Below are 23487 nucleotides of genomic sequence, written 5' to 3'. Positions count from 1 at the left end.
CAGTCCCGCTTCCACCCGCGTCTCACACCCCCTCCTCCGCCGCGATGCGCCCCGCCCTGACAGCCGCGACCAGGTCGGCGTGATCCGCTTCGGTACGGTCCGCGTACGCCACCGCGAACGCGGCCACCGCCTCGTCGAACTCGTCGTTCTTGCCGCAGTACCCGGCGATCAGCCGCGGGTCGGCGCTGTGCGCGTGGGCCCGCGCCAGCAGCGCCCCGGTCATCCGCCCGTAGTCGTCGACCTGGTCGGTGGACAGTGCTGTCGGGTCCACGCTGCCCTTGCGGTTCCTGAACTGCCGCACCTGGAACGGCCGCCCCTGCACCGTGGTCCAGCCCAGCAGGATGTCGCTGACCACCTGCATCCGCTTCTGCCCGAACACCACCCGGTGCCCCTCGTGCCCGGGCGCCGGGTTCTCGAAGCCAAGGGCCGGCAGGTAGGGCAGCAGCGCCGAAGGCCGGGCTTCCTTGACCTGAAGCACCAGCGGCTCGCCCCGGTGGTCGAGCAGCAGCACCACGTATGACCGCGTCCCGACGCTGCCCGTGCCGACCACCCGGAACGCGACGTCGTGGATCGCGTACCGCGCGAGCAGGGGCAGCCGGTCCTTCTGGACGGTCTCCAGGTACTCCCCGAGCGAGACCGCCACCGCCTCCGCCTCCACGTCGCCCACCCGCCGCAGCACGGGCAGCGCGTCCACGAAGCAGCGCCCGCCGTCGGCCGCCGACTCGGTCGACCTGGCGGCGAAGCGCGCACTGGTGTTGTTACGGGCCTTCTCGGCCACCCGCTCCAGCGTGCCCAGCAGATCCCGCGAGTCGGTGTGCGAGACGAGCTCCTCGTCGGCGATGGCGTTCCAAGCGTCCAGCACGGAAAGCTTGGCCAGCAGCCGCATGGTCCGCCGGTACGCCCCCGCCGCGTCGACGGCGGCGGCCCGGCAGACGTCCTCGCTCGCGCCCGCCACCCGGCCGGCCAGTACGAGGGAGGTCGCGAGCCGCTTGACGTCCCATTCCCACGGGCCGAACACGGTCTCGTCGAAGTCGTTCAGGTCGATGACCAGCCGGTTCCGGGCGTCGCCGTACAGCCCGAAGTTCGCCGCGTGCGCGTCGCCGCAGATCTGCGCGCCGACGCCGGTGACCGGCGTGCCCTGCAGGTCGTGGGCCATCAGCCCGGCCGCGCCGCGCAGGAACGCGAAGGGGGTGGCAGCCATCCGGCCCACCCGTATCGGAGTCAGCTCGGGCACCCGGCCCTGGTTGGACTCCTCGACGGCCCGCACCGCGTCCGGCCGGTCCTCGGGAAGCACCAGCGAGCTGTGCGAGGAGCGGGGGACCCGGGCCCGCAGCGCCTTGCCCTCGTCCCGCGGCGAACCGTTCGCCGTCCGCGGCGCGAAGCCGGGCACCCGCGGTATGCGCTCGCCCTGCCCACCGCCGGCCGGTGTCCGCAGGTCCGCCGCCGCCCCGTCGACCTCACCCATCGGATGCCCCCGTCTCCGTACAACATCAACACCAGCACCAACATCAACATCAGCTGCCGAAGACCGTACCGCCGCCTGCCGACCACCGTCTCCCCCTGTGGATAACTTTGAGCGGCTGCCACCACCACATGCGTGGCCCACGTGTCATGACCCTTGCAAGGGATCCCGCCGCCTGCTATTGGATTTCTGTTAGGAAAGTTTCCTATCTCAGGAGCCCCCATGAGATCAGCACAGCTCCGGTTACGAGGCGCAGGCGTCGCCACCTTCGTCACGGCCCTCCTGCTCACCGGGACCGCCGCCCCGGACACCGCATCGGCCCCCCCACCCGGTACGAAGCCGAATCCGCGACGCTCTCCCAGGGCGTCGCGGAGTCCAACCACACCGGCTACACCGGCACCGGTTTCGTCAACTACGCCAATGCCACCGGCAGTTACGTCGAATGGACGGTCGACGCCGCCCAGGCCACCACCGCGAACGGCGGCCCCAACGTCGACCACCTCACCGTCGACACCGCCCCCGCCCCCGGTGGCAGAACCCCCGCCGAGATCAACGGACAGCTCAAGGTCTGCGGCACCAAGCTCTGCAACCAGTACGGCAAGCCGGTCCAGCTGCGCGGCATGAGCGCCCACGGACTGCAGTGGTACGGCCAGTGCGTCACCACCGGATCCCTCAATGCCCTGGCCACCGACTGGAACGCCGACGTCCTGCGCATCTCGATGTACATCCAGGAAGGCGGGTACGAGACCGACCCGCGCAAGTTCACCGACCAGGTCCACTCGATCATCGAGCAGGCCACCACCCGCGGCATGTACGCGATCGTCGACTGGCACATGCTCAGCCCCGGCGACCCGCAGTACAACCTCAGCCGTGCCCGTGATGCAACGGCGCATCCGCGCAAGCCGGCCGGCGCGCAGCGACATGGCGGCGAGGCGCTGGGTGGGCCGCCGGCGGCTGCGGTCGTACCGGCGCAGCGCGGTGGCCACGTCAGTGGCTGTGGCCAGGGACTCGGCGAGTGCGACCCCGTCGATGAACGCCTGGCAAGCGCCTTGGCCGAGGTCGGGCGTCATCGCGTGGGCGGCGTCACCCAGCAGCGCGATCGTGCCGGTGGTGAAGGCCGGCAGCGGATCGAGGTACTGCAGGTCGTGCCGGATCAGGCCGTCGGTGTCGAGCCGGTCCAGGATCCACAGGGGCGGGCAGCGGATGCCTCGTCGATCAGGCGGGCGGCGATGGTCGCGGCGAAGGACGCCGAGAGCATGAGCACCAGCACACCGCTGGCGTAGCCCCCGCCCTGCGCGTCGACATCGGCATTGAAGAGGATCGTCGGGCCGTGGGCAACGAGGAGCGAGTATCCCCCACCCCCCGGACACACGTGCGCGCTACTCGGTCTGCACCTGCCGCTACTCCACCTGCACCTGCCCCGAGAGCCGTCTGACAGGCCCTTGCTTACGCTCACCCTGTGCTCAACGTGACCGGTGTGCTCAAGCGTCTGGTGCTCGGCCGGGCCAAGCGCAGCGAGGAGCTGGGCGGGACCCTGCTGCCCAAGCGGCTCGCCCTGCCGATCTTCGCTTCCGACCCGCTGTCCTCGGTCGCGTACGCCACTCAGGAGATCCTGCTGGTGCTCACTCTGGGCGGCCTGGCGTACCTGCACTTCACGCCGTGGATCGCGGCCGCGGTCGTGGCGCTGATGACCGTGGTGGTGCTCTCGTACCGCCAAGTGGTCCACGCCTACCCGAGCGGCGGCGGCTCCTACGAGGTCGCCTCGACGAACCTGGGTGCCTCGGCCGGTCTGGTGGTCGCCGCGTCGCTGCTGGTCGACTACGTCATGACCGTGGCGGTCTCGGTCGCCTCCGGAGTGGACAACATCATCTCGGCGATGCCCTCGCTGGCCGAACACCGGGTGCTGATGGCGCTCTGCTTCGTCGCCCTGCTGACCGCGATGAACCTGCGCGGTGTGCGCGAGTCCGGCCGGCTGTTCGCCACGCCGACGTACCTGTTCATCGGCGGCGTACTGATCATGGTCGGTACGGGTCTGTTCCGCTATCTGCTCGGTGACGCGCCGGTGGCCGAGAGCGCCGCGTACGGCATCGAGCCCGAGCATGGGGACGCGAACCTGGTGGGTCTGGCCATGGTGATGCTCGTGCTGCGCGCCTTCTCCAGCGGCTGTACGGCCCTGACGGGCGTGGAGGCGATCTCCAACGGCGTACCGGCCTTCCGTAAGCCCAAGTCCAAGAACGCCGCCTCCACCATGGCCGCGATGGGCATCATCGCCATCACGATGTTCGTCGGCGTCACGACCCTCGCGATTGTCGCCAAGGTGCACATCGTCGAGGACGCCTGCCGGCTCACCGGACTGGCCGGAGACTGCTCCTCGCACACCCAGCGCACCGTCATCGCCCAGCTGGCGGCATCCGTGTTCGGCGGCTCGAACAGCGTCGGCTTCTACTTCATCCAGGCCGCCACCGCCCTGGTGCTGATCCTCGCGGCGAACACCGCCTTCAACGGCTTCCCGCTGCTCGCCTCGATCCTCGCGCAGCACCGCTACCTGCCGCGCCAGATGCACAGCCGCGGTGACCGGCTGGCCTTCTCCAACGGCATCCTGGCCCTGGCGATCGTGGCCGGCCTGCTGCTGTGGGCGTACGAGGCCAATGTCACCAGCCTCATCCACCTCTACATCCTGGGTGTGTTCACCTCCTTCACGCTCTCCCAGGCAGGCATGGTCCGGCACTGGAACCGCGAACTGGTCACCGAGTCCGACCCCGCGGCGCGCCGCCGTCACCACGTGACCCGGGTCGTCAACGCCACCGGGGCACTCATCACCGGCCTGGTCCTGGTGATCGTGCTGGCGACGAAGTTCACTCAGGGCGCGTGGCTGGCGGTGCTCGCCGCCATCTTGCTGTGGCTGATGATGCGGGGTATCCGCCGCCACTACGACGCCACCGCGGCCGAACTGGCGGTCACCGACCCACGGGCCGAACTGGCTCCTCCCTCACGGGTACTGGCGATCGTGCTGGTCTCCACCCTGCACAAGCCGACCCTCCGGGCGCTGTCCTACGCCCGCGCCTTCCGGCCGCACCAGCTGGAGGCGCTGACCGTCTCGGTGGACCGCGAGGCGTCGACCCACCTCGAGGAGCAGTGGCAGAACCTCGACACCGACGTGCCCCTGAAAGTCATCGACTCGCCGTACCGCGAGATCACCCGCCCGGTCGTGGACTACGTACGCAACATCAGGCGCGAAAGCCCACGCGACGTGGTCGCCGTCTTCATCCCCGAGTACGTCGTCGGCCACTGGTGGGAGAACCTGCTGCACAACCAGTCCGCGCTGTGGCTGAAGAGCCGTCTGCTGTTCACCCCGGGTGTGATGGTCACCAGCGTCCCGTGGCAGCTGACCTCCTCCGCCCGCGCCGACCACCCGGCCGCCCGCGCCCCCGGATCGGTCCGCCGCGGCGAACCCGTCACACCCCGTACTCCGCACACTCACCGGCGCTAGTGCATGCCTGAGATCGCTAGTGAAGGCCCGAGATCTTGAACACCGACTGGGCCGTCTCGCCGTCGATCCTCCGCGACAGCTGCTTCAGCGCGGTCGCGCCGCACAGCAGCGTGCCTCGGCCCAGGGACGAACGGGCGCCCGCGTCCAGCAGACGCCACAGGTGAGGGTTGGCGACGAGCACCCGCGGGTCCACCTCGACGCGCGCGCCGTCCACGTCGCGCAGGACCAGCCGCTGAGCGACGCCGTCGGACCAGCGCACCGCAACCAGGCGGTCGGTACATACGCGCCGCTCACGCAGGAGTCCCCGGGAGGCCAGCCAGCCCTCGCCGGCCGTCACCCGGGCCGGCAGCAGCAGCACGAAGAGCAGGACGGCGAGCGCCGCCCACAGGACGGCACGCGGGGCGGTGAGGCCGCCGGACGCTCCGTCGATCAGGAGCAGCAACGCGAGCAGCAGCGTTGCGCAGCCGGCCGCGGCCTTCAGGTCTGCGGCCCAGCCGTCATCGGAAGCAGGCTTTCCGGGGGGCTCCGCACGATCGGCGTCGCGCCCCGGAACGGATCGTGTGATGCGCCGTCCCATGCAGCTGACGCTAGGGACGCGGAGAGCCCACGCCCGGTTCATTGATGAACCGCTGACGCCGCGCCGGGCAGCTTTGACATCTCCCTGACGGCCCTCGTCAAGAACGCGTGAGGAGATTGCCGTTTCGCGCCAAGAGCGCGCCAGCGCCGGGCGTGGCCGGCCGGATCCGGGCACACCCTGGGCGGACCTGAAAGACGAAGGAGCCAACCCGCATGTCAGTCCTGACCACCGAGACCGGCACTGCGCCCAGCGCAGAGGAACCCCCGGATACCGGCGCCCGTCACAAGCTCACCGCTGTCACCGGCCTGGCCGCGCTGTCGCTCGACGCGATGGCCTCGGTCGCATACGGCCCCGAGGCCATCGTGCTGGTCCTCGCGGCGGCGGGCGGCTACGGTCTGGGCTTCACGCTCCCCGTCACCCTGGGGATCGCCGCGCTGCTGGCCGTGCTCGTCGCCTCGTACCGGCAGGTGATCGCCGCCTTCCCGGACGGCGGCGGCAGTTACGCGGTCGCCAAGGCGCATCTGGGCCGCCGCACCAGCCTCGTCGCGGCGGCGTCCCTCGCCCTGGACTACGTACTCAATGTCGCCGTCGCGGTCACCGCGGGCGTCGCCGCGCTGACCTCCGCGTTCCCGCAGCTGTACGGCGACCGGCTGTGGCTGTGCCTCGGCGTGCTGGTGCTGATCACCGCGGTGAACCTGCGCGGCATCGTGGACTCGGCGCGCGCCTTCATCGTCCCGACGGCTGTCTTCATCGGCTCGATCCTCGTGCTCATCACGGTGGGCCTGTTCCGCGACGCCCCGGTGAGTACCGAGGCGGCCGCCGGCCATGCGTCCGTACTGGCCGACAACGCAACCACGGTCGGCGCGCTGCTTCTGCTGAAGGCGTTCGCCTCCGGCTGCTCGGCGCTGACCGGGGTCGAGGCCATCGCCAACGCCGTCCCGTCCTTCCGTGCCCCGGCTGCCCGCCGCGCGCAGCACGCGGAGGTCGCGCTCGGCGTGATGCTCGGCGTGATGCTGATCGGGCTTTCCGTCCTGATCTCCCGCTTCGGCCTGCAGCCGGTCGAGGGCGTCACCGTGCTCGCCCAGCTCGCCGACGCGTCCTTCGGCCACAATCTCGCCTTCTACGTCATCCAGTTCGCCACCATGGTGCTGCTGGCGCTGTCCGCCAACACCTCCTTCGGCGGCCTCCCGGTCCTGCTCAAGCTGCTGGCACGCGACAACTACCTGCCGCACGTCTTCGGCCTCAAGGCCGACCGCCAGGTCCACCGGCACGGCGTCCTCACCCTCGCGGCCGTCTCCGCCGCGCTGCTGCTCTTCTCCGGCGGCGACACCAACACCCTCGTCCCGCTCTTCGCGATCGGCGTCTTCGTCGGCTTCACCATCGCCCAGACCGGAATGGTCATCCACTGGCTCGGCGTCCGCGGCCCCGGGTGGGCCGGCAAGGCGGTACTCAACGGACTCGGCGCGCTGCTCACGGGCGTCAGCGCGGTCGTCGTCACCGCCACCAAGTTCCACGACGGCGCCTGGCTGATCGTGGTCGCCCTGCCCCTGCTGGTCGCCGGATTCCAGTGCATCCACCGCGCCTACGGCAGGATCGGCGAACGCCTCGGCGTCGGCCGCATACCCGAACCCCCGCACCGGGACAGCTCGTTGGTCCTGGTCCCGGTCTCCTCCCTGACCAGGCTCACCAGCGAGGCCCTGACCGCCGCGGTGTCCCTCGGCGACGAGGTACGGGCGGTGACCGTCTGCCACCCCGACCCCGAGGACCGTGCGCAGACCGAAGCCCTGGAACGGGACTGGGCACTGTGGAACCCGGGCGTCCCCCTGGTCCGCGTTCCCTCGGCCCGCCGCACCGTCGGCCGCCCGATCGCCGCGTACGTACGCGAGCTGGCAGCCGCCGATCCGGGCACCCGCATCACCGTGCTCATCCCCGAGGTCGAACCGGCCCGCCTGTGGCAGCGGGTACTGCAGAACCAGCGCGGCGCGGTCGTCGCTCACGCGGTCCGCCGCGACACCGACGCGGTGATCTGCCGGCTGCGCTTCCGACTGTCCGACCTGCCCTGATCGTCACGGCGGGTGGTGGCTCACGCCGGGATTCTGTCGCCCGGCAGGCTCCGAGCCGCGGGGCTTCCGGTGAGGTGGTGGACGTACTCGCGCTCCAGCCGGAAGCCCGCGGTCCAGGCCAACAGGCGACTGGGACGGTTGTCGCGCGAGCACGACCAGCTCGCCGTGCGGCCGCGGGCGGCGATGTCCGCGCACAGAGCGGTGACGCAGGCGAGGGCCAGGTGCTGGCGCCTGCGGTCGGGGACGGTGACGCAGGCGATGTCCTCGTACGTGCTGCCAAGGAAGTACGTACAGGCCACGGCGAGGACACTGCCCTGGTGGAAGGCGGCCCAGCCGAGCCCGGAGGCGGCGAGGCCCGCGGGACCGCCCCAACTGCGGTGAATCCAGGCCGTATGGGTGTCGAGCCCGGTGAAGGCGGTGAGCGCCGGCGTGTCGCCGGGCTGCAGCCGGCGTACCGTCACGCCCCGCTGCAGTCGGGGCGCCGCTACGGGCACGCGGTGCACGTAGACCATGCGCTCCCACGGCATGACCCGGTCAAAGGCCGCGCCGAGCACCGGTACGAACCGGGCGGGCGCCTCGACATAGCCGCCCGCGAACGGCGCCAGGCCGCCCGGAGTGAGGGCGCTCGGGTCACCGCGCAGCAGAACATGGTCGGCGCAGGCCACGGCGACAGCCCGTGGCTGGACAGGGCGGTCCGCCCACCAGCGGCCGGTGCCGGTGGTCAGAGCATGTTCGGCCAGGGCGCCGGGGCCGGGCGCCCCGGCGGGGAACCACCGGGCGAGAGCCGGGAGTTGACGGGTCGAGAGCTCGATCACGGAGAGTCCCCTTCTATTTCTATCGGTCGCGGGGCGGCCTGTCCCCAATGGACAGACCGCCCCGCGGGGGTGGTCAGCGCTGACCGGCCCTGCGGCCGTGGTTCGCCTTCTTCTTTCGGCGTGCCTTCTTCTTGCGGGCGCGCTTGGACATGTCTGTCTCCTTCAGGCGTTCTGGCCGACGAGCAGGGAGGCGAGCTTGTTGAGGCGCTTGACGGTGCGTGCCTCGGTGGCGATCGGGGCCGGGTCGACGCGCTTGTCGCGGTCGTAGTAGGCGCCGTTGACGATCTCGGTGGCCGGGTCGCACAGCCGCACCACGTGCGCGGCACCTTCGGCTGCGGTGGCGCCCTGGTGGGCGTACACCGGCAGCAGGGCGGTCTCGCAGATGCCGGGGTGGACGGAGACGGCCGTCACGCGCGGGTCGGAGGCGAAGACGGTGAGCGCCAGCTGCGACTGCGCGTAGGCGGCGAGCCGCGAGTAGCTGCGGGCCCGGTTCGGGTCGCTCCACTGGATCGATGCGGTTCGGTGCAGCGACGACGACACGCTCACCACGCGGCCGCCGGGCTCCTCCCCTCGCGCTTCGCGCTGGAGATGCCCCATGGTGAGAGCGGGCTCCAGCAGGTTGGTGAGCAGGTAGTGGGCGAGGAAGTTGACCTGGAAGGCGATCTCGTTGCCGTCCGCGGTGACGGTGTGCCGCTCGGGGGCGGCCATGCCGGCGTTGTTGACCAGCACGTCCAGATGCGGGTGCTCCTGGACGATCCGGTGGGCGAGGTGCTCGACCTCCTCGAGGCGGGCGAAGTCGGCGGCGAACGCGCACAGGCGGGCCGCGTCGATTCCGGCGGTGGCGATCAGCCGGTCGGTCGCGGCCTGCGCTTCCTCGGCGGTGCGGCCGTGCACGAGGACGGTGGCGCCGCGCTCGGCGAGCTGCCGCGCGGTCTCCCAGCCGATACCGGAAGTAGCTCCGGTCACCAGCACGGTCCGTCCGGACAGGGATGCAGAAGTCATGATCAATTCCTGGAAACGGGCACGGCCGGGAAGCCCCTGGCCTGCTCCGGGCAGGAGCGGGCGCAAGGGGCATCGGGCGTGCGAAGGGTGTGGGTGCGTGCGTACGCTCGTCAGGGAGTCAGGAGTACGCGGTGAAGCGGTGCCGCCGTCAGGCGGGCGCGGGCGAGTGCGTCACCGCACCGGCGGGTGAGCAGCGCGCGAGCCCGGCGGCACCGGCGTAGTCCCGGCACGGCTCCGCCATGACGGTGGCCGGTCGTCATGGCGCAGGCTGCTGTTCACACCGTCCATCCAACTGGCCCGCGCGCATGGACTCAAGCGGCCAGGGCCATCCTTGACGGGGATCTGATGGGTCTCAGCCCTCTCAGCCCAGGCCTGGAATCGTCGAGACGAGCAGGTCGATCAGCTTGATGCCGAGGAACGGCAGGACGAGACCGCCCAGGCCGTAGACGGCGAGGTTGCGCTTGAGGAGGTCGTGGGCGGAGGCCGGGGTGTAGCGGACGCCGCGCAGCGCGAGCGGGATGAGCGCCACGATGATCAGCGCGTTGAAGATGATCGCCGAGGTGATCGCGGACGTCGGGCTGTGCAGGCCCATGATGTTCAGCGCTTCGAGTCCCGGATAGGCGCCGGCGAACATCGCGGGGATGATCGCGAAGTATTTGGCGACGTCGTTGGTGATGGAGAAGGTCGTCAACGCACCCCGCGTGATCAGGAGTTGCTTGCCGATCTGGACGATCTCGATGAGCTTGGTGGGGTTGGAGTCGAGGTCGACCATGTTCCCGGCCTCCTTGGCGGCCGACGTGCCGGTGTTCATGGCCACGCCGACGTCCGCCTGCGCGAGCGCGGGCGCGTCGTTCGTACCGTCGCCGGTCATCGCGACGAGCTTGCCGCCCTCCTGCTCGCGCTTGATGAGGGCGAGTTTGTCCTCGGGAGTGGCCTCGGCGAGGAAGTCGTCGACCCCCGCCTCCTGCGCGATGGCCCGCGCGGTCAGCGGGTTGTCACCGGTGATCATGACTGTACGGATGCCCATGCGGCGCAGCTCGGCGAACCGTTCCCGGATCCCGTCCTTGACCACGTCCTTGAGGTGGACGACACCCAGCACGCGGGCCCCGTCCCAGTCGTGCACCGCGACCAGCAGCGGCGTGCCGCCGGAGGCGGCGATGGAGTCGGTGAACAACCGTGCTTCGGAGGGGACCTGGCCTCCCCGCAGCTGCACCCAGTCGATCACCTGGGCCGCAGCGCCCTTGCGGATGTGGCAGGAGGCGCCGTTGTCCCAGGAGAGGTCGACGCCCGACATCCTGGTCTGCGCGGAGAAGGACACGAACCGGGCATGGCTCAGCTCGCCCTGGGCAGGCTCCCGCAGTCCGTACCTCCGCTTCGCGAGTACGACGATGGAGCGGCCCTCGGGTGTCTCGTCGGCCAGCGAGGAGAGCTGGGCGGCGTCCGCGAGGATCAGCTCGTCGACGCCGGGCAGCGGTACGAAGTCGGCGGCTTCACGGTTGCCCAGGGTGATGGTCCCGGTCTTGTCGAGCAGCAGGGTGTTGACGTCGCCCGCGGCCTCGACCGCCCGCCCTGACATCGCCAGCACATTGCGCTGCACGAGGCGGTCCATGCCGGCGATGCCGATGGCGGAGAGCAGTGCGCCGATGGTGGTCGGGATCAGGGTGACGAGGAGGGCGACCAGGACGGTGGTGGACTGCGCGGCGTTGGCGTACGCGGCCATCGGCTGGAGCGCCACGACCACCAGGACGAAGACGATGGTGAGCGCGGCGAGCAGGATGTTGAGGGCGATCTCGTTCGGGGTCTTCTGCCGGGACGCGCCCTCGACCAGGGCGATCATCCGGTCCAGGAAGGAATGTCCGGGACGCGAGGTGACCCGTACGACGATGCGGTCCGAGAGCACCGTCGTACCGCCCGTCACCCCTGAGCGGTCACCGCCCGACTCGCGGATGACGGGCGCGGACTCGCCGGTGACGGCGGACTCGTCGACCGCCGCGACACCGTCGACGACATCACCGTCCGCCGGGATCATTTCGCCCGCCTCGACCAGGACGAAGTCGAAGAGGCGAAGGTCGGTGGCGGCCACGGCCTCGGTCTCGGCACGCCTCAGGTCTGTCCCGACGCGCCAGGTGCGCAGCCGCAGCGCGACCGTGTCCGTACGCGCGCGGCGCAGCGACTCCGCCTGCGCCTTGCCCCGGCCCTCGGCGACCGCCTCCGCCAGATTCGCGAACACCACCGTCAGCCACAGCCAGCAGCTGATCACCCAGGTGAAGACGGAGGGGTGGAACAGTGCGGACAGCGTGGTCAGCACCGATCCCGCGGCGACGACGAACAGCACCGGATTACGGACCAGGGCCCGCGGGTGCAGCTTGCGCACCGCCTCCGGAAAGGACTTCAGCAGCTGTACGGGATCGAAGAGGCCGCCCGGCCGGGTACGCCGGTGGTGCGGCCGGGGAGCCGGCCCACCCACCGGTGTCCGGCCTCTCCGATCAGTCGGAGCCTGCTGAGGGGCGGCGGGAAGCATCGCGGAAGACCTTCTGATGAGCCCGGGCCACCCGCGGGGCGGGAGACCGGGAGCCGACAAGGAGTAGCAGCGGTACTGGGCCTTGCCGGCGCCGGGCATCGGCACGCCGGCACCGGCAAGGCTTCGTACGGACGCGGAGCGGGGAGACGCCACCGCATGCCCACCGCCGAGGGACGCGACCGGGAGGGATCCCGGGCTGCTGTCATGCCACTGACGTCCGCGACCTTGAGCGGCCACAGGGAATCTAGGCCCCGCGCAGCTGTCAATTCGCCTGTTTACGGCGGTATTTACGGCCCTCTGACAGTCCCACCGCGGGGTGCGTCAAGCACCTGTCAAGAAGTGCTGAAACGGCGTCAGGAGGGCATCAAGGAACGCCTTCGGGCTACCGGAACGGGCCGACACCGATCGCCGTGGGGACACGGACGGTCGTCCGTCGGGGCGCCCCGGTCCGCGGCCACGAGGGGGGCCGCGACCGGGACGCCCTCACCCCTGGCGGCCAACTGCCGCCGACTACGCGGGAGGCGCGTAGGGATCCCCGGCGGTCGTCGGGCCGTCCCACCATGTCCGCGGTGGCGGGACAGGAGTCCACTCCGGTCCGCGGTGATCCAGCCACCACCTTCCGATGGTGTGGAACTTCTCCTCGAACCTCCGGTCCCAGCTGAGGAACCCGGTCATGGGTGCCCGCAGTCGGGTGCGGCGGCCGTTCGCCTCATGGAGGACGACCGTCCGGCTCCCCATGAGCGGCTCGATCCGGATGGCCTGGACGTCGGACCACGGGATGACCCTGCGGCGGAAGTTGTGCACGACGGCCGCCGACGTCGTGAGGGTGATACCGAAGGCCGACGAGGAGACCACCGCCACCAGGGGCGCGACAAGCCACAGGACCAGGCCGGTGACGAGTACCGGGCCGGCCGGCCCCCCTTCCGCCCAGAACAGGATCTGGCCGGCCACGATGATGGCTGCGCCGGGCAACAGGGGCAGCGTGCGCTGGAGAACCGTCAACCGGTAACGGATGCGCTCCCGCGCCAACGCGTCGGCCTGCGATTGCTTCACCATTCCCCACCCCACGGCACTGTGCAGCCGCCGCTGCGCTTGATCGCCCATGCAGCTTGGCGGGCCGGAGCCGCGCCGTCCAGATCCCGCGACGCCCGGCGAGCACGCCCCGTCAAGGCGGCGTCAATGTCTGCCCCATCCGCGCCAGGGATGCGTCAAGGCCCTTGGTTCTCGTACCCGGACGGGGTCGGCAGACGGACCCTGGCCTTGTCAGGCGGGAAGCCGGAGCGAAGAAGCTGTGTAGGCGCTCATCTTCCCCGAGAGGTTCTGACGTACGGAGTACGGCGAGGTGGCCCCATGAGATACCCGCTTCGTGACCGCATTGCGGCCGGTTCATGCTCCAGCCCACTCCAGGAGTCGTCCCGCCCCTGCGGGCGCGCCTGGTCGCGGTAACCCTCGCCGACCACGCAGGCGCGGCACTCGACAATGCGGGCCCGGTCCTGGACGGCTGCCGAGCACTCCGTACCTTCGCCGCCGCGATGACGGCGCCTCCCGGTGACCGGAAACCGGCGTGGCCACCGGGTCCTGCCCCCTCGTACGGAGTGAGGCGTGGCGGTGTATTCACAGGTCGGAGGGATCGGCGTAAGGGAACCGTCAAAGCGGCGCGAATGGCCGTAAGGGACCCGTCAACGGCAAGCGTGTCTGCTCGGAAAGCGGCTTTCCTCTAAGAGCCCGAATACTTCCGAACCTCTCCAGGAGCTCACGATGGCCGACGTGGCCTTCGTCGTCACCACGATCGCGGTTTTCGCGCTGGTGGCTCTCATCGCCAAGGGGGTGGCAAAGCTGTGACCGCCGAGAACATTGTCGGCCTCGTCGTGGCCGTCGCCCTGCTGGGTTACCTCGTCCTCGCCCTTGTGTACCCGGAGAGGTTCTGACGGTGACTTCAGTCGCTTCCGCTCCGGGCGAAATGAGCCCCTTCCTCGCTGGTGTGCTCCAGCTGCTCGCGCTGATCGCTGCGCTCGCTCTGGCGTACCGTCCACTGGGCGACTACATGGCCCGGGTCTACTCCTCGACGGAGCATCTGCGCGTCGAGAAGTGGATCTACAAGGCCGTCGGCGCCAACCCCAACGCCGAGATGCGCTGGCCCGCCTATCTGCGCGGTGTGCTGGCCTTCTCCGCCGTGAGCGTCCTCTTCCTCTACCTGCTGCAGCGCATCCAGGGCAGCCTGCCCGGCTCGCTCGGCTTCTCCTCCATCGACCCGGACCAGGCGTTCAACACCGCCGCCTCGTTCGTGTCGAACACCAACTGGCAGTCGTACTACGGCGAGCAGGCCATGGGCCACGTCGTACAGACCGGCGGCCTGGCGGTGCAGAACTTCGTCTCCGCCGCCGTCGGCATGGCTGTCGCCGTCGCGCTGGTTCGGGGCTTCGCCCTCCCCCGAGCTCTCGGCTCCGCTCGAGCAGGGGGGACCCCCACCCGCACCGGTGAACTGGGCAACTTCTGGTCCGACCTGGTCCGCGGAGTTGTCCGGATCCTGCTCCCGATCTCGGTGATCGGCGCGATCGTGCTGGTCGCCGCGGGCGCGATCCAGAACTTCTCCGGCATCCACTCCGTCGGCCAGTTCATGGGCGGCACGCAGGAGTGGAACGGCGGCGCGGTGGCCTCCCAGGAGGTCATCAAGGAGCTGGGCACCAACGGTGGCGGTTACTTCAACGCCAACTCGGCCCACCCCTTCGAGAACCCGAACGCCTTCACCAACCTGTTCGAGATCTTCCTGATCCTGCTGATCCCGTTCGCGCTCACCCGCACCTTCGGCCGGATGGTCGGCAGCGTCAAGCAGGGCTACGCGATCCTCGCCACGATGGCGACCATCTGGCTCGGCTTCGTCCTGCTCATGTGGTGGACGGAGTTCGCGGGTAACGGCCCGGCGTTCGAGGCCGCGGGCGGGGCTCTGGAAGGCAAGGAGACCCGCTTCGGTATCGGTGCTTCGTCGATCTTCGCGGTGTCCACGACACTGACCTCGACGGGTGCGGTGGACTCGTTCCACTCCTCGTTCACCGGCTTCGGCGGCGGCATCACCATGCTGGGCATGCAGCTCGGCGAGATCGCCCCCGGAGGTGTCGGTTCCGGCCTCTACGGCATGCTGATCATGGCGATCATCGCGGTGTTCATCGCCGGCCTGATGGTCGGCCGTACGCCCGAGTACCTGGGCAAGAAGATCGGCACCCGCGAGATCAAGTTCGCCGCGTGCTACATCCTCGTCACCCCGGCGCTGGTGCTCTGCTTCACCGCCGCGGCGATGGCCCTGGACACCCCGTCCAACTCCATGACCAACTCCGGTGCGCACGGATTCTCCGAGATCCTCTACGCGTACTCCTCGGGCGCCAACAACAACGGCTCGGCCTTCGCCGGTCTGAACGCGGACACCCAGTGGTTCAACACCACGATCGGTCTCGCGATGCTGCTCGGCCGGTTCGTCCCGATGGTGTTCGTGCTGGCGCTGGCCGGCTCGCTCGCCGAGCAGAAGCCGGTCCCCGCGACCGCGGGCACCCTGCGTACCGAGAAGCCGCTCTTCACCGGGCTGCTGGTCGGTTCGATCATGATCATCACTGGTCTGACCTACTTCCCGGCGCTGGCGCTGGGTCCGCTTGCCGAAGGGCTCGCGTCATGACCACCAATGTAAAGAAGCATGAGGAGCCCGGCTCCATGTCCACCGTTACTCCGACCCGTGCGCCGCACCAGGACGTGCCCACCGGTCACAAGCCCGACAGCGGCCGCGTCGGCGGGGGCCTGTTCGACCCCAAGCAGCTGGTCAAGTCCTTCCCGGACGCGGTCCGCAAGCTCGACCCGCGGGTGATGATCAAGTCGCCCGTGATGTTCGTGGTGCTGGTCGGCTCCGTCCTCACCACCGTGCTGGCCCTCAAGGACCCGACCGACTGGTTCGGCTGGGCGATCGCCGGCTGGCTGTGGCTGACCACGATCTTCGCGAACCTGGCGGAGGCGGTGGCCGAGGGGCGTGGCAAGGCACAGGCCGACACTCTTCGTAAGGCGAAGACCGACACCGTCGCACGCCGCCTCAGCGGCAGGACGGAAGAGCGGGTGCCCGGCACCGAGCTGCGCATAGGCGACCTGGTGGTCTGCGAGGCCGGCGACATCATCCCGGGCGACGGCGACGTCGTCGAGGGTGTCGCGTCGGTCGACGAGTCGGCCATCACCGGCGAGTCGGCCCCGGTCATCCGCGAGTCGGGCGGTGACCGGAGCGCCGTCACCGGCGGTACGAAGGTCCTCTCGGACCGCATCGTCATCAAGATCACGACGAAGCCCGGCGAGACCTTCATCGACCGGATGATCGCCCTGGTCGAGGGCGCCGCCCGGCAGAAGACGCCCAACGAGATCGCGCTGAACATCCTGCTCGCCTCGTTGACGATCATCTTCCTGCTTGCGGTCGTCACCCTCCAGCCGTTCGCGATCTACGCCGGCGCCAAGCAGTCGATGATCGTGCTGACCGCCCTGCTGGTCTGCCTGATCCCGACCACCATCGGCGCACTGCTCTCCGCCATCGGCATCGCCGGCATGGACCGCCTCGTGCAGCGCAATGTGCTGGCGATGTCGGGCCGTGCGGTCGAGGCCGCCGGTGACGTGTCGACGCTGCTGCTCGACAAGACCGGCACCATCACCCTCGGCAACCGCCAGGCCGCCGAGTTCGTCCCGGTCCAGGGCACGACCGAGGCCGAGCTGGCCGACGCCGCCCAGCTCTCCTCGCTGGCCGACGAGACGCCCGAGGGCCGCTCCATCGTCGTACTGGCGAAGGAGAAGTACGGGCTGCGCGAGCGGCACCAGGGCGAGCTGTCCGGAGCCGAGTGGGTCGCCTTCACCGCCCAGACCCGTATGTCGGGTGTCGACCTCGTCGAGAACGGGGCCGGCCGCAAGGTCCGCAAGGGCGCGACCGGTTCGGTCATCACCTGGGTCAAGGAGCGCGGCGGACAGGTCTCCGAGGACGCCGACACGGCCGCCAACAAGATCTCCGAAGCGGGCGGCACGCCGCTCCTGGTCGCGATCGAAGACGACCGGGGCGCCCGCGTCCTGGGTGTCATCCACCTCAAGGACGTCGTCAAGGAGGGCATGCGGGAGCGGTTCGAGGAGCTGCGCCGCATGGGCATCAAGACGGTCATGATCACGGGTGACAACCCGCTGACGGCCAAGGCGATCGCCGAGGAGGCCGGCGTCGACGACTTCCTCGCGGAGGCCACCCCCGAGGACAAGATGGCGCTGATCAAGCGCGAGCAGGCCGGTGGCAAGCTCGTCGCGATGACCGGCGACGGCACCAACGACGCCCCGGCGCTGGCGCAGGCGGACGTCGGCGTGGCCATGAACACCGGCACCTCGGCCGCCAAGGAGGCCGGGAACATGGTGGACCTGGACTCCAACCCGACCAAGCTCATCGAGATCGTCGAAATCGGCAAGCAACTGCTCATCACCCGGGGCGCGCTGACGACCTTCTCGATCGCCAATGACGTCGCGAAGTACTTCGCGATCATCCCGGCGATGTTCGCGGTGGTCTACCCGGGCCTGGACAAGCTCAACATCATGAACCTGGCCAGCCCGCATTCCGCGATCCTGTCCGCGGTCATCTTCAACGCGCTGGTCATCATCGCGCTGGTGCCGCTCGCCCTCAAGGGCGTGCAGTACCGACCGACCAGCGCCGACAAGATGCTCCGCCGCAACCTCGGGATCTACGGCCTCGGCGGCCTGATCGCGCCGTTCATCGGCATCAAGATCATCGACCTGATCATCTCCCTCATCCCCGGAATCGGCTGATCGCCATGAGCAACTCTGTAGGCAGCACCGCACGGCTGATCGGCGCCGGACTCCGCGCCCTCCTCGTCCTCACCGTCATCACGGGCATCCTCTACCCGCTCGCCGTCACCGGCGTCGCACAGGCCCTCTTCAGCGACAAGGCCAACGGCTCCGAGATCAAGGTGGACGGCAAGGTCGTCGGCTCCGAACTCATCGGCCAGACCTACAACCTGCCGAAGAAGAACCCCGACGACGCCGAGGAAGCCGCGCGCCCGGACCTGAAGTGGTTCCAGCCGCGCCCGTCCAACGGCCTGGGCAGCAACAGCGTCAACACCCAGTACACGCTCATCCTCTCCGGCGCCACCAACCGGTCCGGGGACAACGCGGACCTGATCCAGTGGGTGACGGACACCAAGCAGGCCGTCATCGCGGACAACAAGGCCAGGGGCTACCAGCCCAAGCCCTCGGACGTGCCGGCCGACGCCGTGACCTCCTCCGGCTCGGGCCTGGACCCGCACATCTCCCCTGAGTACGCCCAGCTCCAGGTCCACCGCGTCGCCGAGAAGAACAACCTCGACGTCGCCCAGGTGGAGAAGCTGGTCGAAGAGCACACCGAGGGCCGCACGCTCGGCTTCATGGGCGAGCCCACGGTGAACGTCCTGAAGCTCAACATCGCGCTCAAGGAACTCACCGAGAAGTGATCGTCTTACCCGAGCCGGCGGGAGTCCGGGGCCCGAGGCGTCTCCTCGCGCCCCGGACTCCCGCCCCATTTCATGACGAAACGCTCCTCGCGCACGACAGAAAGGCGGCACACCGATGACTCGGGTGCTGGTGGTGGAGGACGAGCCACAGCTCGTACGGGCTCTCGAGATCAACCTCAAGGCACGCAAGTACGAGGTGGACTCCGCACCTGACGGAGGAACGGCACTTCGGCTGGCCGTCGCGCGCCTCCCCGACGTCGTGCTGCTGGACCTCGGCCTGCCCGACATGGACGGCATCGACGTGATCAAGGGGCTTCGCGGCTGGACCCGTGTGCCGATCCTGGTGGTCTCCGCCCGCCGGACCTCGGACGAGAAGGTCGAGGCACTCGACGCGGGCGCCGACGACTACATCACCAAGCCCTTCAGCATGGACGAACTGCTGGCCCGGCTGCGGGCCGCATCCCGCCGGACGGCGGCTTCGGCGCCCACTGAAGACTCTGTGACGGTCACGACCGACGACTTCACCGTCGACCTGCTGGCGAAGAAGGTCAAGCGTGGCGGGCGCGACGTCCGCCTCACGCCGACCGAGTGGCACCTGCTGGAAGTGCTGATCCACAATCGCGGCCGGCTCGTCGGCCAGAGGCAGCTGCTGCAAGAAGTGTGGGGCCCACTCTGGTACCAGTACCAGCCCTCGACTACAAAGATCGGAACCATGGGACGCGGCAAGCTTCGGATCTACCTCGGTGCAGCCCCGGGCGTCGGCAAGACGTACTCGATGCTCGCCGAGGCACACCGCCGTACCGAACGCGGCACCGACTGCGTGGTCGCCTTCGTGGAGCACCACAACCGGCCGCGCACCGAAGTGATGCTGCACGGCCTGGAACAGATCCAGCGGCGTGAGATCGAGTACCGGGACAGCGTCTTCACCGAGATGGACGTGGACGCCGTCCTGGACCGCCGCCCGGCCGTCGCCCTCGTCGACGAGCTCGCGCACACCAACGTCCCCGGCTCGCGCAACGCCAAGCGCTGGCAGGACGTGGAGGAGCTCCTCGACGCGGGCATCGACGTCGTATCCACAGTGAACATCCAGCACCTGGAGTCGCTCGGTGACGTGGTCGAGTCGATAACGGGCGTACGGCAGCGGGAGACCGTACCCGACGAGGTGGTCCGCAGGGCCGACCAGATCGAACTGGTCGACATGTCGCCCCAGGCCCTGCGCCGCCGGATGGCCCACGGCAACGTCTACAAGCCGGACCGGGTCGACGCCGCACTCTCCAACTACTTCCGCCCCGGCAACCTCACCGCCCTGCGCGAGCTCGCACTCCTCTGGGTCGCCGACCGCGTCGACGAATATCTCCGGGAGTACCGCGGCGAGCACAACATCCGTACGACCTGGCAGGCCCGTGAACGCATCGTCGTCGGCCTCACCGGCGGCCCGGAAGGCCGTACGCTCATCCGCCGCGCCGCCCGCCTGGCCGAGAAGGGAGCAGGCGGCGAGGTCCTCGCGGTCTACATCGCCCGCAGCGACGGCCTGACCTCCGCCTCGCCCAAGGAGCTCACCGTTCAGCGGACCCTGGTCGAGGACCTCGGCGGCACCTTCCACCACGTCATCGGCGACGACGTACCGAACGCCCTGCTGGAATTCGCGCGCGGCGTCAACGCCACCCAGATCGTCCTCGGCGTCAGCCGCCGCAGGACCTGGCAGTACATCTTCGGCCCCGGCGTCAGTGCCACCGTCGCCCGCGAATCCGGACCCGACCTCGACGTCCACATCGTCACCCACGAAGAGGCGGCCAAGGGTCGCGGACTGCCGGTGGCACGCGGCGCCCGGCTCGGCCGCTCCCGGATCATCTGGGGCTGGCTCGTGGGCATCGCCGGTCCGGTGCTGCTGACCCTCCTGCTCAATGGCGTCGCCCCCGATGTCGGCCTCGCCAACGACATGCTGCTGTTCCTGACGCTGACCGTGGCTGCCGCGCTCGTCGGCGGGCTGATGCCGGCCCTGGCCTCCGCGGCCTTCGGTTCGCTGCTCCTGAACTACTACTTCACTCCGCCGCTGCACAAGCTGACCATCGCCGACCCGAAGAACATCGTCGCCATCGTGATCTTCGTGGGGGTGGCGGTCTCGGTCGCTTCCGTGGTCGACCTGGCCGCCCGGCGCACCCACCAGGCCGCGCGGCTGCGCGCCGAGTCCGAGATCCTCTCCTTCCTCGCCGGCAGCGTGCTGCGCGGCGAAACGAGCCTGGAGGCGCTTCTCGACCGGGTGCGCGAGACCTTCAACATGGAATCCGTCGCGCTGCTGGAGCGGGAGAGCGACGTCGCGCCATGGACCTGCACGGGCAGCGTCGGAAACGCCCGTCCGCTCGGGCGACCCGAGGACGCGGACGTGGACATGCCCGTCGGCGACCACATGGCGCTGGCCCTCACCGGCCGCGTGCTGCCCGCCGAGGACCGCCGCGTACTGTCCGCCTTCGCCACCCAGGCCGCCGTCGTACTCGACCGCCGGCGCCTGGTCGGCGAGGCCGAGCAGGCCCGCGAACTCGCCGAGGGCAACCGCATACGCACTGCCCTGCTCGCCGCCGTCAGCCACGACCTGCGCACCCCCCTGGCGAGCATCAAGGCATCGGTGACCTCCCTGCGCTCCGACGACGTCCAATGGTCCGAGGAGGACCAGGCCGAACTGCTGGCCGGCATCGAGGACGGCGCCGACCGCCTCGACAACCTGGTGGGCAACCTGCTGGACATGTCCCGGCTGCAGACCGGCACCGTCACCCCGCTCATCCGCGAGACAGACCTCGACGAAGTCGTCCCGATGGCACTTGGCGGCGTGCCCGAGGACAGCGTCGTCCTCGACATCCCGGAGGACCTGCCCATGGTCGCCGTGGATCGCGGGCTGCTGGAACGTGCCGTCGCCAACATCGTCGAGAACGCCGTCAAGTACAGCCCCGACGGTGAACCGGTGCTGGTGTCGGCCAGCGCGATCGCCGACCGCGTCGAGGTCCGCGTGGTGGACCGCGGCCCCGGCGTCCCGGACGAGGCGAAGGACCGTATCTTCGCGCCCTTCCAGCGCTACGGAGACGCTCCACGCGGCGCCGGAGTCGGCCTCGGTCTCGCGGTCGCCCGCGGCTTCGCGGAAGCCATGGGCGGCACACTCACCGCCGAAGACACTCCGGGCGGCGGCTTCACCATGGTCCTCACCCTCAGGCCCGCGGCCGGCCACCCGCGTGCCCGCCCCGACCTCCCGGCCACAGCCACGACGTGACCCGTACAACGGAAGCTCGTCGCCCGCGACGGGTGGTCGGCGGGCAGCGGGGAAACCCGGGTTGGGGACGAGTCACCTGCGCGGGGTCAGGCGGCGCAGCAGGGCATGGACCGTCGCGTCGTCCAGGACGGATGCCGTGCCGGGGATCAACTGGGCCAGCAGCGATGCGAAGCGGCTGTCCGGCTGTCGGAGCAAGGGCTCGCCGCCCTCCCACAACGCCGTACGGAGCCGGTCCGCCGTGAGCTGCCCGTCGCCCGCCGACGTGAGGACGAGGAACCGGGCGAGGCGCCGGTCCAGGTGGCTCGGTGTCCAACGGCCCGCGGTCAGGTCGTCGGACAGGTCCAGGGCCAGCTCACCGACGGAGGCGGCGGGCTCGGTGCGGTCGGTGTTGGTGGTGCGGTCGGTGGGGGTCGTCATGGGACGGTGCCGTGGCCTTCCGTGAGCGCCGGGCCGCGGCGGCGGCACGGCGGACGATGCGGGGCGGGAGTCCCCGCCGGGAATACGAAGTGGGCGCGTGCTCCGCCGTCGCTGGCCGGAACACGCGCCCACGGCACCGGAGGCGGTGCGGATCGTCGCGGCGGGGGTTTACGCGACCTCCGTTCCCGGGTCCCGCCCTCAGCGTGAGGGCGGGAACGGGACCGCACTTCGGTGGTCAGGAGGGTCAGCTCGCCGGGGTGGTCCGGCGGCCGGTGGCGGCGCGGAGGATCACGGCGAGGGCGACCAGGACGATGCCGAACCAGACGACGCTCGTGACGCCCACGTGGTCGGCGAACAGGCCGCCGATGAGGGCGCCCAGGGCGATGCAGGTGTTGTAGGCCATGGTGTTGAGCGACATCGCGGCCTCGAAGGTCTCGGGGGCCGCCGAGAGCGTCATGTTGATCTGGCTGAGCTGGACGACGCCGAAGGCAAGGCCCCACAGGACCATGGCGGCGATCACGCCGATGTCGTTCGTGCCGATGGTCAGCAGCATGACGAGTGCGGCGATCATGACCAGGCCGCCCACGATGAAGCTGCCCCGCAGGCTCTTGTTGACGGTCTGGCCGCCGATGAAGTTGCCGATCGCGCCGCCGATACCGAAGACGATGAGGACGACGGTGATGAAGCCGACGGTGGCGGACGTACTTTCCTCGAGGTAGGGCCGGACGAAGGTGTAGGCACCGAAGTGGCCGAGGACGAAGAACACGACCATGACCAGGACCACGCGCAGCGGCACGTTCTTGACGGGCAGTCCGAAGACCTCCCGGACCGAGACCGCGTTGGCCGACGGCAGCGACGGGATCGTGAAGGCGACCGCGAGGAACACCAGAGCGCTGAGGCCGGCCCAGATCAGGAAGGTGGTGCGCCAGTCGCTGGCGCTCTCCAGCAGGGTGCCGAGCGGGATGCCGACGACGGTGGCGATCGAGATGCCGGACATCACGACGGCGGCGGCCCGGTTGGCGTGCTTCTCCGGGACGATGCGCATGGCCATGCTGACGCCGATGGCCCAGAAGACGCCGCTGGCGAAGCCCATGATCAGGCGGGTGCCCAGGATCAGCGGGTAGTTCGGGGCGATCGAGGTGATCAGGTTACCGACGGCCAGGACGGCCAGCAGTGTGGTGAGCAGTCGGCGCCGGTTGACGCGCCGGGTCCATGCCACGATGAACGGCACGCCGAGACCGGCCGCGACACCCTGCGCCGTGACCATGAGCCCGGCCGAGCCCACGGAGACCCCGAGGCTCTCGCTGAGCGGGGTGAGCAGGCCGATCGGCATCAGTTCGGTGGTGAGGAAGACGAACAGACTGGCGGTGATGGCAGCCACACCCAGCCA

General features: G+C 69.8%; 16 protein-coding genes and 2 pseudogenes. 8 read left to right on the top strand and 10 right to left on the bottom strand.

Going from position 1 to position 23487, the window contains the following annotated elements; all coding sequences use genetic code 11:
* Nucleotides 1-22 precede the first annotated feature (22 nt).
* Nucleotides 23-1465, bottom strand: coding sequence for a DUF2252 domain-containing protein (locus NLX86_RS14705; protein WP_254372130.1), 1443 nt, complete (start codon nucleotides 1463-1465; stop codon nucleotides 23-25).
* A gap of 146 nt (nucleotides 1466-1611) precedes the next feature.
* On the opposite strand from NLX86_RS14705, the pseudogene NLX86_RS14700 reads away from it, so the two are divergent.
* A pseudogene (locus tag NLX86_RS14700) lies at nucleotides 1612-2340 on the top strand (cellulase family glycosylhydrolase); the annotation flags it as partial.
* Nucleotides 2341-2448: 108 nt separating this feature from the next.
* Here NLX86_RS14700 and NLX86_RS14695 read toward each other — a convergent pair.
* Nucleotides 2449-2532, bottom strand: a pseudogene (locus tag NLX86_RS14695) (hypothetical protein); the annotation flags it as partial.
* 389 nt (nucleotides 2533-2921) lie between these two features.
* On the opposite strand from NLX86_RS14695, the gene NLX86_RS14690 reads away from it, so the two are divergent.
* Nucleotides 2922-4952 carry an APC family permease gene (locus NLX86_RS14690; RefSeq protein WP_254372129.1) on the top strand — a complete coding sequence of 677 codons (2031 nt, stop codon included), beginning with the start codon at nucleotides 2922-2924 and terminating at the stop codon, nucleotides 4950-4952.
* A gap of 16 nt (nucleotides 4953-4968) precedes the next feature.
* Here NLX86_RS14690 and NLX86_RS14685 read toward each other — a convergent pair whose 3' ends face one another.
* Nucleotides 4969-5529, bottom strand: a complete 561-nt coding sequence (locus NLX86_RS14685) for a hypothetical protein (protein WP_254372128.1) — start codon at nucleotides 5527-5529, stop codon at nucleotides 4969-4971.
* A gap of 212 nt (nucleotides 5530-5741) precedes the next feature.
* Between NLX86_RS14685 and NLX86_RS14680 the strand changes: the two genes are divergently transcribed.
* Complete coding sequence (locus tag NLX86_RS14680; protein ID WP_254372127.1) at nucleotides 5742-7592, top strand: APC family permease; 1851 nt, start codon at nucleotides 5742-5744, stop codon at nucleotides 7590-7592.
* 20 nt (nucleotides 7593-7612) lie between these two features.
* On the opposite strand, the gene NLX86_RS14675 is transcribed toward NLX86_RS14680, so the two are convergent.
* The 5 genes from NLX86_RS14675 to NLX86_RS14660 form a co-directional block, all read right to left on the bottom strand.
* Complete coding sequence (locus tag NLX86_RS14675) at nucleotides 7613-8407, bottom strand: GNAT family N-acetyltransferase (protein WP_254372126.1); 795 nt, start codon at nucleotides 8405-8407, stop codon at nucleotides 7613-7615.
* A 73-nt stretch (nucleotides 8408-8480) separates the two neighbouring features.
* Entirely contained in the window at nucleotides 8481-8558 is a 78-nt protein-coding gene (locus NLX86_RS35045) for a 50S ribosomal protein bL37 (protein WP_371413915.1), read from the bottom strand.
* Nucleotides 8559-8569: 11 nt separating this feature from the next.
* On the bottom strand, nucleotides 8570-9409 hold the full coding sequence (locus tag NLX86_RS14670; protein WP_254372125.1) for an SDR family NAD(P)-dependent oxidoreductase: 840 nt from the start codon (nucleotides 9407-9409) through the stop codon (nucleotides 8570-8572).
* 361 nt (nucleotides 9410-9770) lie between these two features.
* Nucleotides 9771-11930 (bottom strand): potassium-transporting ATPase subunit KdpB, encoded by a 2160-nt coding sequence (kdpB, locus tag NLX86_RS14665; RefSeq protein WP_254372124.1) that lies wholly within the window; start codon nucleotides 11928-11930, stop codon nucleotides 9771-9773.
* Nucleotides 11931-12440: 510 nt separating this feature from the next.
* On the bottom strand, nucleotides 12441-12986 hold the full coding sequence (locus NLX86_RS14660) for a hypothetical protein (protein WP_254372123.1): 546 nt from the start codon (nucleotides 12984-12986) through the stop codon (nucleotides 12441-12443).
* Between the two features lie 782 nt (nucleotides 12987-13768).
* Here NLX86_RS14660 and kdpF point away from each other — a divergent pair.
* The 5 genes from kdpF to NLX86_RS14630 all read left to right on the top strand — a co-directional run bounded on the left by kdpF (nucleotide 13769) and on the right by NLX86_RS14630 (nucleotide 21680).
* A complete protein-coding gene (gene kdpF, locus NLX86_RS14650) occupies nucleotides 13769-13858 on the top strand; it encodes a K(+)-transporting ATPase subunit F (RefSeq protein ID WP_175264873.1) in 90 nt (29 codons plus the stop codon).
* A gap of 32 nt (nucleotides 13859-13890) precedes the next feature.
* Nucleotides 13891-15594 (top strand): potassium-transporting ATPase subunit KdpA, encoded by a 1704-nt coding sequence (kdpA, locus tag NLX86_RS14645; RefSeq protein ID WP_254372262.1) that lies wholly within the window; start codon nucleotides 13891-13893, stop codon nucleotides 15592-15594.
* Nucleotides 15591-17741 carry a potassium-transporting ATPase subunit KdpB gene (gene kdpB, locus NLX86_RS14640; RefSeq protein WP_254372122.1) on the top strand — a complete coding sequence of 717 codons (2151 nt, stop codon included), beginning with the start codon at nucleotides 15591-15593 and terminating at the stop codon, nucleotides 17739-17741. Before kdpA ends, kdpB (NLX86_RS14640) begins: the two co-directional genes overlap by 4 nt.
* A 5-nt stretch (nucleotides 17742-17746) precedes the next feature.
* Nucleotides 17747-18421 carry a potassium-transporting ATPase subunit C gene (locus tag NLX86_RS14635; RefSeq protein WP_254372121.1) on the top strand — a complete coding sequence of 225 codons (675 nt, stop codon included), beginning with the start codon at nucleotides 17747-17749 and terminating at the stop codon, nucleotides 18419-18421.
* Between the two features lie 115 nt (nucleotides 18422-18536).
* On the top strand, nucleotides 18537-21680 hold the full coding sequence (locus tag NLX86_RS14630) for a response regulator (protein WP_254372120.1): 3144 nt from the start codon (nucleotides 18537-18539) through the stop codon (nucleotides 21678-21680).
* Nucleotides 21681-21752: 72 nt separating this feature from the next.
* Here the strand turns inward: NLX86_RS14630 and NLX86_RS14625 are convergent, their stop codons facing one another.
* Together NLX86_RS14625 and NLX86_RS14620 are read right to left on the bottom strand one after the other, a co-directional pair.
* The gene (locus NLX86_RS14625) at nucleotides 21753-22097 is read right to left on the bottom strand and encodes a hypothetical protein (protein WP_254372119.1); all 345 of its coding nucleotides are present in this window, start codon (nucleotides 22095-22097) and stop codon (nucleotides 21753-21755) included.
* 244 nt (nucleotides 22098-22341) lie between these two features.
* Nucleotides 22342-23478 (bottom strand): MFS transporter, encoded by a 1137-nt coding sequence (locus NLX86_RS14620; protein ID WP_254372118.1) that lies wholly within the window; start codon nucleotides 23476-23478, stop codon nucleotides 22342-22344.
* Nucleotides 23479-23487: the final 9 nt, after the last annotated feature.

The sequence above is a fragment of the Streptomyces sp. A3M-1-3 genome (genome assembly GCF_024213665.1).
Taxonomy (GTDB): domain Bacteria; phylum Actinomycetota; class Actinomycetes; order Streptomycetales; family Streptomycetaceae; genus Streptomyces.
The sequence above is the reverse complement of the archived record's forward strand: the minus strand, read 5'-3'. Positions and strand labels throughout refer to the sequence as shown.

What these genes read in the sequence shown, in the direction of transcription:
- kdpA (WP_254372262.1), top strand. Translation starts at nt 13,891, where the DNA reads ATGAGCCCCTTCCTCGCTGGTGTGCTCCAGCTGCTCGCGCTGATCGCT.
- kdpB (WP_254372122.1), top strand. Translation starts at nt 15,591, where the DNA reads ATGACCACCAATGTAAAGAAGCATGAGGAGCCCGGCTCCATGTCCACC.
- kdpB (WP_254372124.1), bottom strand. Translation starts at nt 11,930, where the DNA reads ATGCTTCCCGCCGCCCCTCAGCAGGCTCCGACTGATCGGAGAGGCCGG.
- NLX86_RS14630 (WP_254372120.1), top strand. Translation starts at nt 18,537, where the DNA reads ATGACTCGGGTGCTGGTGGTGGAGGACGAGCCACAGCTCGTACGGGCT.
- NLX86_RS14680 (WP_254372127.1), top strand. Translation starts at nt 5,742, where the DNA reads ATGTCAGTCCTGACCACCGAGACCGGCACTGCGCCCAGCGCAGAGGAA.
- NLX86_RS35045 (WP_371413915.1), bottom strand. Translation starts at nt 8,558, where the DNA reads ATGTCCAAGCGCGCCCGCAAGAAGAAGGCACGCCGAAAGAAGAAGGCG.
- NLX86_RS14660 (WP_254372123.1), bottom strand. Translation starts at nt 12,986, where the DNA reads ATGGTGAAGCAATCGCAGGCCGACGCGTTGGCGCGGGAGCGCATCCGT.
- NLX86_RS14670 (WP_254372125.1), bottom strand. Translation starts at nt 9,409, where the DNA reads ATGACTTCTGCATCCCTGTCCGGACGGACCGTGCTGGTGACCGGAGCT.
- NLX86_RS14635 (WP_254372121.1), top strand. Translation starts at nt 17,747, where the DNA reads ATGAGCAACTCTGTAGGCAGCACCGCACGGCTGATCGGCGCCGGACTC.
- NLX86_RS14685 (WP_254372128.1), bottom strand. Translation starts at nt 5,529, where the DNA reads ATGGGACGGCGCATCACACGATCCGTTCCGGGGCGCGACGCCGATCGT.
- NLX86_RS14625 (WP_254372119.1), bottom strand. Translation starts at nt 22,097, where the DNA reads ATGACGACCCCCACCGACCGCACCACCAACACCGACCGCACCGAGCCC.
- NLX86_RS14705 (WP_254372130.1), bottom strand. Translation starts at nt 1,465, where the DNA reads ATGGGTGAGGTCGACGGGGCGGCGGCGGACCTGCGGACACCGGCCGGC.